The organism is Synechococcus sp. R55.7 (genome assembly GCF_047461955.1).
In the GTDB taxonomy this organism is placed as follows: domain Bacteria; phylum Cyanobacteriota; class Cyanobacteriia; order Thermostichales; family Thermostichaceae; genus Thermostichus.
Genome location: NZ_JANSIC010000108.1, coordinates 1 through 9,119 on the forward strand (window position 1 = coordinate 1; position 9,119 = coordinate 9,119).

The window sequence follows — 9,119 nt, forward strand, 5'->3', positions numbered from 1 at the left end:
TTGATGAGGCGGAACGGGCTTTGGGGCAATGGTTTGAGGTGGATTTCGAGTTGTGGGCGGATCTGCGCCCGGCTGCTCTCAGCGGCCAACTGTGTGATAGCCTCGACTACCGTTCTGCAGTGGCCGGGATTGCGGAACTGGTGAAAAGCAATCAGTTTGTGCTGATCGAGAGCTTGGCGGAGGCGATTGCCGAAATGGTGCTGCGGGAGACAGGGGCCAGCAAAGCTAAGATCCGATTGACCAAGTGTCATCCCCCGATCCCGGAGCTGACGGGGCGGGTTACTGTGGAGATTGTTCGTCCCTAGAACTTCTCTTAACCCTTTCCTACCGACCCTGTGCTTGCTCTAGAACTTGCTTCTCGTACCTCTGAGGACTGGATCGAACAGGCTACCCGGCACATCGATCTGGTCTTGCTAGACCACGCCAATTGTGAGAAAAAAGCAGCGGGCAACGCCCTCAGCTTGCTGTTTCGCTACCCGGCTAATGGGCGTTTGGTGGAAACCCTCTCGCCGCTGGCGCGGGAGGAGCTGCAGCATTTTGAGCGGGTGCATCGCCACCTGCAACGGCTGGGGATCCCCATCAAGCCCTTGTCGGCTGCGCCCTATGCGGGTCGCCTGAACCAACACCTGCGCCGCTCTGAGCCAGAGCATCTGCTCGACACCTTGCTGGTGGCAGCCATTATCGAGGCCCGCAGCCACGAACGCTTGGGCCTGTTGGGGATCCACGCGCCCGACCCAGAGCTGCGGCAGTTTTATCTCTGGCTGGCGGCTGCGGAGGAGCGCCATTGGCAGCTTTATTTGGATTTGGCCTTGGATCAGTTCCCTGCCGATCAGGTGCAGGAGCGGCTCGATACTCTACTCCAGGTGGAGGCCGAGATCTTGTCTTCCCTTCACCCCGAACCCCGTGTTCACAGCTAGCCCCACTCCGTTTCCCCCCGCGGTGCAGCTCCCATGTTTCAAGCGACGCGGCAGTGGTTGGCCTTCTGGTATACAACGGTTACGGCAGTGTTGCTGCTGTTGTTTGCCGGCAGCTTCTATTGGTACGTGCAGTCAACCCTGATCGAGCGGGTGGACGATACCCTTGGCCATGTGGTGGAAATTGTCGAGCGGTCTTTGGTGGTGGATGAGAGCCTCTTGGATCCGCAGCAGGCCCGCCGCAGCTTAGAGGCCAGCTTTCGGGATGATCCCAGCACCCTAGAGGACGATCACATCGACTTGGAGTGGTTCGGCCCTCAAGGAACGCTCATCTGGTCCACGGTGCCCGGCGGGATCCCTGCCCCCCTATTGACCGAGGGATCCCTGCACACTGCCCGCATCGCTCCTGGGTATTGGCTGCGTCAGTTCACCGAGCCGATCGTGGCCCATGGGAAGCTGCTGGGCTATCTGCGGGTCAGCCATCCTTGGTTTGAGGTGAGCAAGCCAACGCGACAGTTGATCCGGGATCTTTCCCTGTGGGTGGTGGCCGGTTTGACGGGTGTGGGGGCCATTGGCTGGATGCTCTCCGGCCTGGCCATGCAGCCCATCCGGCAGTCTTATCAGCAGCTCAAGCAATTTACCGCCGACGCCTCTCACGAGCTGCGCAGCCCCTTGGCCAGCATTCAAACCGCGGTACAGGTGGCTTTGGCGGATTCCCAATTGGATGCCGACACCCGGCAGCGCTGGCAGATGGTGGAGCGGTTGTGTTTACGGCTGGGTCGTCTGGTGGATGACCTGCTGTTTCTGGCCCGCCACGACAGCGGTATGGTGCCTTTCCAACCCCGTTGCTGTGCGCTGGATGCTCTGCTGCTGCAGGTGGTGGAAGAGCTGCAGGGCCTGGCCAACCAAAAGCAGATCCGCTTGCAGCTGGATATTGCTGCCCCTGAGAGCGGGACGGAACCTTCTCCCGCCCAGGTGGATCCCTTTGGCTTTTGGGGAGATGAAGATCAATTGGCCCGCCTGTTTACCAACTTGATCGAAAATGCCCTTCTCCACACTCCCCCCCAAGGAGAGGTGCAGGTGAGGCTGGAGCAGCGGCTGCGCTCTGGATCCCCAGAGCTGGTGGTACGGGTACAAGATACCGGGCCAGGGATCCCGCCTCAGGCTCTGCCCCATGTGTTCGATCGCTTTTATCGAGCAGATCCGGCTCGCAGCGGGGATCCCGGTCGCCTCTCAGGGTCAGGTTTGGGGCTGGCAATTGTCAGAAGCATTGCCCAGCAGCATCAAGGTCAGGTGCAGGTGGAGAGTGAGCTGGGCCAGGGATCCAGCTTTGAAGTTATTTTGCCCCAGCGGCAGTTGGAAATCTGTACCCCAGAGAGGGTCTGAAAGTGCTCTGGAAAACAGACAGTCCTCAGTCAATATGCTAGCTTTAAGCCAAGATTGACTGAGTCTTTATTCAGAACTGTATTAAGAACCGTATTGGCCCAGTTGAACTGGATTTTTGGGTACTAGAGATCTTTCCTTTCCAGATTTAAGAACTTCTCTTTTTCCCGGATAAAACAGCAGAGATGGGATCGGATCCCAGGCTCTTGCTTTTCTCAGCCGGCTGCTGAGCTGTTGATTGGGTGATGAGTGAGTGCAGTCCGCCCGCGCAGCCCCACAATTTCCCATTGAATCCTGTGCCAGGAAAACGTTATGTATCGCTTCCAGGTTCGTGCCATCACCCAGCCGGGCGAGCGAATTGCCCTGGTGGGATCCAGCGCAAAATTGGGCTCCTGGGATCCCTGCCATTGCATTTGGCTGCAAACGGATCCGACTCGCTATCCGCTGTGGTGGGTAGAGTTGCCGTTGAGCCCGGCAGACGGCACGCCCGGCCCGCTGTTACCCTACAGTGGATGTTTAAAAGAAACTCCTCGAGTGGAGTACCGATATCTGCGCGTGCAAGCCGGTGGCGAAGTGATTTGGGAATCCACCGCTGTCAATCGCTGGGTGCCCCTTGAACCAGAACCTTTACCGGCAGTTTTGATTGTCGAGGATGGGGAGTTTGGCCAGATCCCTGCCTATCCTTACGGCTATTTTGCCGATCCCATTCCTGAGGTCGAACCGGAAAATCCGCAAGGGCTAAAAGTCGTCATTTTGGGCAGTTCTGTTGCCCTGGGGTGCAGCGCCTGGCTGTTGCGAGGTTGGGCTTGGCTGTTGCAGAAAGCTCTGCAAGAACGCTATGGCCATCAAGTGCGAAATCTCTCCCAATTGGGGGCCAATGTCAGCCGAACTCTGTTGCGGTTTGAGCAGGCGGTGATCCCTGAACGTCCTGATGTCGTTATTGTTGCCCTGTCCTTGGGAAATGAAGGCTTGGTATCGGCCTTGCCCCAGCATCGCCGCGCCCTGCAGAGGCGGTTTGAAAACGGCCTGCAGCGGCTAATTCAGCGAATTCAAGACATTGGAGCCTTGCCAGTTCTGGGAGGGGTTTATCCCCATGCAAACTACGGCCCAGAACAGCATCTTCTTTTGCAAGAAACTCAGCAAAGAATGCTCAGCTGGGGATGCCCTGTGTTCAATTGGCTGCCTCATTTGGAAGATGGACAGGGCCGCTGGAAACCAGACCTTGCTTTTGACCCAGCTCACCCCAATTCCAAGGGTCATCAGGTCATGTTTGAGGCCATCGATCTCTCTCTTTTGGATCCCAGCCAAGTTAGCTCGGCTCGTGGCAAGCTCCCTCAACCCATTGGGGAGCAGGTCATTTTTGAAGAGGAGCATGGTTTTTGGGTAACCGTAGAGACGGGCAAAAATCAATTTCGCATCGTGAATGTAACTCCCTATCCCTATACCATCACGCCCACTTGGCAGCCTTTGCAAGCCGCTTTCCAAAAAGCAGGTCTACAGCCGGGTCTGTATATTGGCAAAAGCGATGAAAGGCTAGGGGATGCTACCTTATATTCCCTTTCCGTACAAGAAGATGGTTCGGTGCAAACCACCCTCTCCGTTCCTGCAGATGCCGATCTGGTCTTCTCCCCAATAGCTCAGTTCTTTTCCTCGGAATCAGTAGAAACGATCTTCGAGGATGGATCGTTGATCCTTCTCAAGCTCAGTGGATCCTCAGAAGGCTCTTCTGATCCCATACCTCGCCTGTGCGTGATCAACCAGAGCAATCACGAGTACAACATCCACCCCATGTGGAAGGAAGTGCGGGCTGCTCTCAAAGCCATGCCGATGGGTGTTTACGAAGATCCGAGCCACCGCGAAGCTCTCTTCCGCACCTTGATGATCGGGGAAGGCGGCCTCGAAAGCCGGGTAAAGGCTGCTCCTGGATCGGTCATGCTGCTGGAATACACCTGTAAATTATCCGATATTCATCGTGTTGCCATTGTGCCGTTAGGGGATCGCTGCGCGGTGCGAATGCTGCTCTACAAGTTGGAATATGACGGGCCTGCCTTTCCTTTTGATTTGACACGCACCAGCAATTTGGCCGATGTGGCCGATATGATCCACAACGAGTTTCAGGGCATGTGGGATCCGCAATATTTGCACTACAGCCCTGAAGATCGGCGAATTTACCACAGCAAGTGGACGGGCCTCTCCTTTGGCCATGAGGTGGAAGAGGGGGAGGATCCACTTCAGAATATGGATCCCATCCATGAGCGAATGCGAACTCGCTACACTGCTCGCGCCAAGCGTTTTATGTATGTTTTGGAAAAAGCCGATAAAGTCTTGTTTGTGCGCACAGGGGGTTGCCGGCGAGAGGCCGTTGTTGACTTAATGGATAAGCTGGCGGCTAAGCGCAGGGGCAAGCCTTTTCTGCTGCTGATTGTTTCTCCTCAGTCTTCTGATGAGTTTGCCGGGATCCCCAATGTTATCCATTATGAGATGGAGTTAAATCCCGACCGCATGTGCGCAGATCCTGAGCATTGGAAGTACTGCACAGGGGTAATGAGAGATATTCTCCATTCTTTGGGGGTCTCTACCCGAAATCTTTTCTGGTGCCCTCCACAACTGTAGCCGTTCCAAGGTTTCACTGCAATTCGAAAGAATGATCGCTGCTGCCCAAACGCTCCGCGCCGCTTCCGCGACCACCCCCAACTCTTCTCCCAAAGGGACTCTGTGGTGTTCAACTCCAGAAAGCTGATGATCGGACTCGAACCGACGACCTGCTCATTACGAGTGAGCTGCTCTACCAACTGAGCTACATCAGCAGGGCTTTGAAGTGAGGACTGGATAGGAGAATCCGCAGACCCACCGGTGGGCCTATCGATTCTAACTCATCCTTGCCTTGCTCGGGATCCCCAGCGCCATAGCCCCAAAGATAGCCCCAACGTCAGCCACGCCAGCCAATCCCCCGCGCGATTGTAGAAAGTTGTCTCAGAACGCCGCTTCACTTCTCCCGTAATCACCCCCCGCTGAAAGATGGGGCCAACCTGCTGGAGCCGACCTGAGGGATCCACCACCAGATTGCCGCCTGTGTTATTGACAAACACCACGCCCCGCCGATTTTCCACAGCCCGGAAAACCGAGAGCTGGCCATGCAACATCGGCCAGTGGCTATTACCAAACCAGCTATCATCCGAAATCACGATCAAAGACTCGGCGCCGCGACGGGTTAAAGTTCGGCTGGGCGCAGGCAAGACGCTCTCCAAGCAGATCATCACCCCCAAAGGCCCGAAAAGCTCCCCTCCGTCCAGAGGCCGATAGCCATCGGGTGAAGGCACGTAGCGCCCCGACTCGAAATAGGGAAAGATCCACTGCTTGCCAAACCCATCCAGCAAGTTGCCCCGGGCGTCAAACAACAGGGCCGTGTTAAAAAATCGCTGCTCTGGCTCCGGCAAATGGGCTGTGCGGGGATCCGGCTCTGTTGCCCCCGTAATCAAAGCGCCTTCCGGCGGCAGAATCGCTTGCATTGGCTCGATCACGTAGGGTTCCAGGCCGGTATTCAGCAGCCGTGCCCGCAGCGCCCCCTCCGGCCAAATCACCAACTGTGCCCCAGCAGCCACCCCCTGGGCAGAAAGCTGATGCAGCTCCCGGTAGCGCTCCAGGCGGTAGTTCCAACTGCGATCGGCTTCCAGCCAAGCCACCTGCTGCACCGCCGCCACCCGAAAGTCAGGATCCCTGTTTTCGACGGCCAAGGCATCGAAGTCGGCCAGGCGTGCGCTTCCATAGGCCAAGACCAGCCCCGTCAACCCCAGGCCCCAGGCGAGCGTACCCCAGAAATCCCTGTTCCTGAGCATCTCACCCAAAACGTTTCTCAGGGATCCCCCAGCCGCCTGCCACCGGCTAGAAATCTGCCTGGCCATCTGCCAAAGAACCCCATTGACGAACACGGCATAGAAGGTAACCCCCCAGATCCCCGTAACATCGGCTACTTGGATCCCGAGGGGCCAGTCGAACAACAGGGATCCCCAGTGGAAAGGGATGGGCCACCAGAGCAAGCCCAACAGCCCATCCAAGCCCGTCCAGACCGTGGCCAAGCCCAGCGGACGTGCCCAAACCGGCAGGGGACGACTCAGTTGCAAACTCAGGAGCGTAGCAGTGGTGAAAAAGAGGGGGATCAGGGGAGCCACCACCACGCCCCCCAGGATCTCCCAGGCGCTCAACACCTTAACCGAGAAGGGATCCACCCAGAAGGCATACAGGCAAACCCAAAACCAGAGGCCATAGGCCAAACGCCACCGCGCCCACCCTTGCCGTTGCTCGCACAGGCCAAACAGCAGGGCTAAGCCCAGCAGCGCTCCCGGAAACCAGTGCCACCAGCGGTTGGGGGATCCCAGACAAAGCAGCACAATGGCCAAACCCATCAGCCAGCGGGATCCCTCGCCTGGATTTCTCTTTTGGGGCAGATCCTGCTGTTGAGTTGAAGATTTCAGTTCCGGCTTCATCACCTCAATAAAGTTCAGCCTATTCGGGAAACCCCACGTAATGCCCTAGGATTGAACACGCCCTTGCCAACAGATCTTCTCCAGAGTAGCGTTTTGCAGCAGCCGGGAATATCTCCTGGAGCACAGAACTCCTACTGCTTGAATCTAAAGCTGTGTTAACATTTTGCATAACTTCAGGGGGCTGGCGCCTTCCGGCTTGGGTTGGGGATCCCGTCAGCGGTGCGCGGCACTATGGGCAAGGTTTTGGTTTTGAATGCCTCCTACGAGCCGCTCAACATCACCAGTTGGCGCAGGGCAGTCGTTCTTTTGCTTAAGGGCAAGGCCGAGCAAATCGAGCACAATGGCCGAGTGGTGTACGGCAACATTCCCTTGCCCACTGTCATTCGTCTGCGCCACTATGTCCACGTTCCCCACAAGGAGATCCCACTTACGCGCCGCAACGTCCTCTACCGGGATGGGCATCGTTGTCAGTACTGCGGCTGCTTCGGCGAAGATCTCACCCTGGATCACGTGATCCCTCGGTCTCGTGGCGGCGGGGATACTTGGGAAAATGTGGTCAGTGCCTGTGTGCGTTGCAACGTGAAAAAAGGGAACCGCACCCCCCGCGAAGCCGGTATGCCCCTGCTGCGCCAACCCCGCCGTCCCCACAGCACTCTTTACTTTGAAATCTCCAAAGCCGTCGGCAGTGGTTCCCATCGAGAATGGTCTAAGTACACCATCGGCCTAGAAGGGGATCCCCAGGAGGAATTGTTGGACAGCCCAAGCTAGACGGGCCGCCTAGGGATGGACTTCCGATACAGGGGCAGCTTTGGAAATGGGGGGAGAAGTGGTGGCTGGGATCCCGGTCTCGATCCACCGGTGAATCAGGGCATTGACCTCTTCGGGGCGCTCATCGTGGGGGCAGTGGCCAGCCTCCAGGAAGTATTCCACTGCTTGAGGGTAGTGGGCCCGGTACAGCTTAGAGCGTTCCCGAGCCCGCATCCAGGGATCCCGTTCTCCCCAGATCAACAACAGCGGGCGCACCAAGCTGCACAGCAGCTCATCTACATACCGTCCCTTCTGCCCACCTCGCATCAAGGCCACAAACACATCGGCAGCCCCCGGATCCTGGGTGGGGCGATGGATGGCCTCGACCAGCTGATCGGTCACGGCTGCCGGGTCGTAGTAAACCTGCTTCAGCTTGGCTCGGATCACGTGCGGCTGCCGCAAATACTGAAACAGCAGGTAAGACACCAGGCGCTGGCGCAGGCCCCAGCCCACCAATCCGCCTATCCATTGCCGCCATCCGGTCGGGGATCCCTTGAGGGTGGAAAACCCACCTGCCCCATTCAAAAGCACCACGCCCCGCACCCACTCCGGCCACTCCGCCGCAAAACTGAGCACCACATAGCCGCCCAGGGAGTTGCCGATCCCCACCACAGGCCGACGGATTACCTGTTGGCAAAAGTCCCGCAGCTGATCCCGCCAGATTTCGGCGCGGTAGTCCCAGTTGGGCTTGGCGGAGCGACCGAAACCCAGCAAATCGATGGCGTACACCTGGTAGTGTTGAGCCAATTCGGGAATGTTCTTGCGCCAGTGGTCGGTGGAGGCTCCAAAGCCGTGCACCAGAAGCAGAGGCTGCCCCTGCTCACCCTGTTTGACGTAATGAACTGACTGCCCCCGCCAGATCCACTGCGCCGAAATGGGAGTGGCCGATGCCGATGTCGAAGCCATAGGAGTTGCTTGTAAGCCTTTCTTAATTCTAGGTTCTTTGCAGCTACTCCGGGGGGAAGCCCACCCTCTACGGGCAACGTAAGAGCAGTGGGCCTGTTAGACATAACCTCTGCTTTTTAGGCTTTGTATCACCAGGTCAATACATTCGGAGATGCTTTGCTCGGCAGTTTTGCACACCACCTCCGGCTGTTCCGGCGGCTCGTAGGGATCGTCAATACCGGTAAAGTGCTGGATTAAGCCTGCCCGCGCCTTTCGATAGAGGCCCTTCACATCCCGGCGTTCGCACACCTCCAGGGGGGCATCCACAAAGACTTCGATAAAGCTGCCAATATACTGCCGTACCTCCTGCCGTGCTGCCCGATAGGGGGAAATGGCCGACACCAGCACAATCACCCCGTGCCGAGTCAGCATCTCCGCCACAAAGCCGATGCGGCGAATGTTCTCCTCCCGATCCACTTTGCTGAAGCCCAGACCCTTGGTGAGATGTTGCCGCACCAGGTCTCCATCGAGCACTTCCACCGGCAGCCCCCAAGCGCGCAACTGCTGGGCCACGCCGCAGCTCAGGGTGGTTTTGCCCGCCCCGCTCAATCCCGTAAACCAGACCGTTACCCCCCGCCGCGACATC

General features: G+C 57.6%; 8 protein-coding genes and 1 tRNA gene. 5 read left to right on the forward strand and 4 right to left on the reverse strand.

Going from position 1 to position 9,119, the window contains the following annotated elements; all coding sequences use genetic code 11:
* The 4 genes from NW820_RS07285 to NW820_RS07300 all read left to right on the forward strand — a co-directional run.
* Positions 1-305: dihydroneopterin aldolase (locus NW820_RS07285; protein ID WP_414407102.1), on the forward strand; the 305-nt coding region annotated here is incomplete at its 5' end.
* Between the two features lie 30 nt (positions 306-335).
* On the forward strand, positions 336-917 hold the full coding sequence (locus NW820_RS07290; protein ID WP_414407103.1) for a tRNA-(ms[2]io[6]A)-hydroxylase: 582 nt from the start codon (positions 336-338) through the stop codon (positions 915-917).
* 33 nt (positions 918-950) lie between these two features.
* Complete coding sequence (locus NW820_RS07295) at positions 951-2,300, forward strand: sensor histidine kinase (RefSeq protein ID WP_414407104.1); 1,350 nt, start codon at positions 951-953, stop codon at positions 2,298-2,300.
* Positions 2,301-2,609: 309 nt separating this feature from the next.
* Positions 2,610-4,910 (forward strand): DUF1796 family putative cysteine peptidase, encoded by a 2,301-nt coding sequence (locus NW820_RS07300; RefSeq protein WP_414407105.1) that lies wholly within the window; start codon positions 2,610-2,612, stop codon positions 4,908-4,910.
* A 121-nt stretch (positions 4,911-5,031) separates the two neighbouring features.
* On the opposite strand, the gene NW820_RS07305 is transcribed toward NW820_RS07300, so the two are convergent.
* Together NW820_RS07305 and lnt are read right to left on the reverse strand one after the other, a co-directional pair.
* Positions 5,032-5,104 (reverse strand) — tRNA-Thr (locus tag NW820_RS07305).
* 66 nt (positions 5,105-5,170) lie between these two features.
* Positions 5,171-6,781 (reverse strand): apolipoprotein N-acyltransferase, encoded by a 1,611-nt coding sequence (gene lnt / locus NW820_RS07310; RefSeq protein ID WP_414407106.1) that lies wholly within the window; start codon positions 6,779-6,781, stop codon positions 5,171-5,173.
* A gap of 231 nt (positions 6,782-7,012) precedes the next feature.
* On the opposite strand from lnt, the gene NW820_RS07315 reads away from it, so the two are divergent.
* Complete coding sequence (locus NW820_RS07315) at positions 7,013-7,549, forward strand: HNH endonuclease (protein ID WP_011433030.1); 537 nt, start codon at positions 7,013-7,015, stop codon at positions 7,547-7,549.
* 9 nt (positions 7,550-7,558) lie between these two features.
* Here the strand turns inward: NW820_RS07315 and NW820_RS07320 are convergent, their stop codons facing one another.
* Positions 7,559-8,494 carry an alpha/beta fold hydrolase gene (locus NW820_RS07320; protein ID WP_011433031.1) on the reverse strand — a complete coding sequence of 312 codons (936 nt, stop codon included), beginning with the start codon at positions 8,492-8,494 and terminating at the stop codon, positions 7,559-7,561.
* Between the two features lie 96 nt (positions 8,495-8,590).
* Positions 8,591-9,118 (reverse strand): adenylyl-sulfate kinase, encoded by a 528-nt coding sequence (gene cysC / locus NW820_RS07325; RefSeq protein ID WP_414407107.1) that lies wholly within the window; start codon positions 9,116-9,118, stop codon positions 8,591-8,593.
* Position 9,119: the final 1 nt, after the last annotated feature.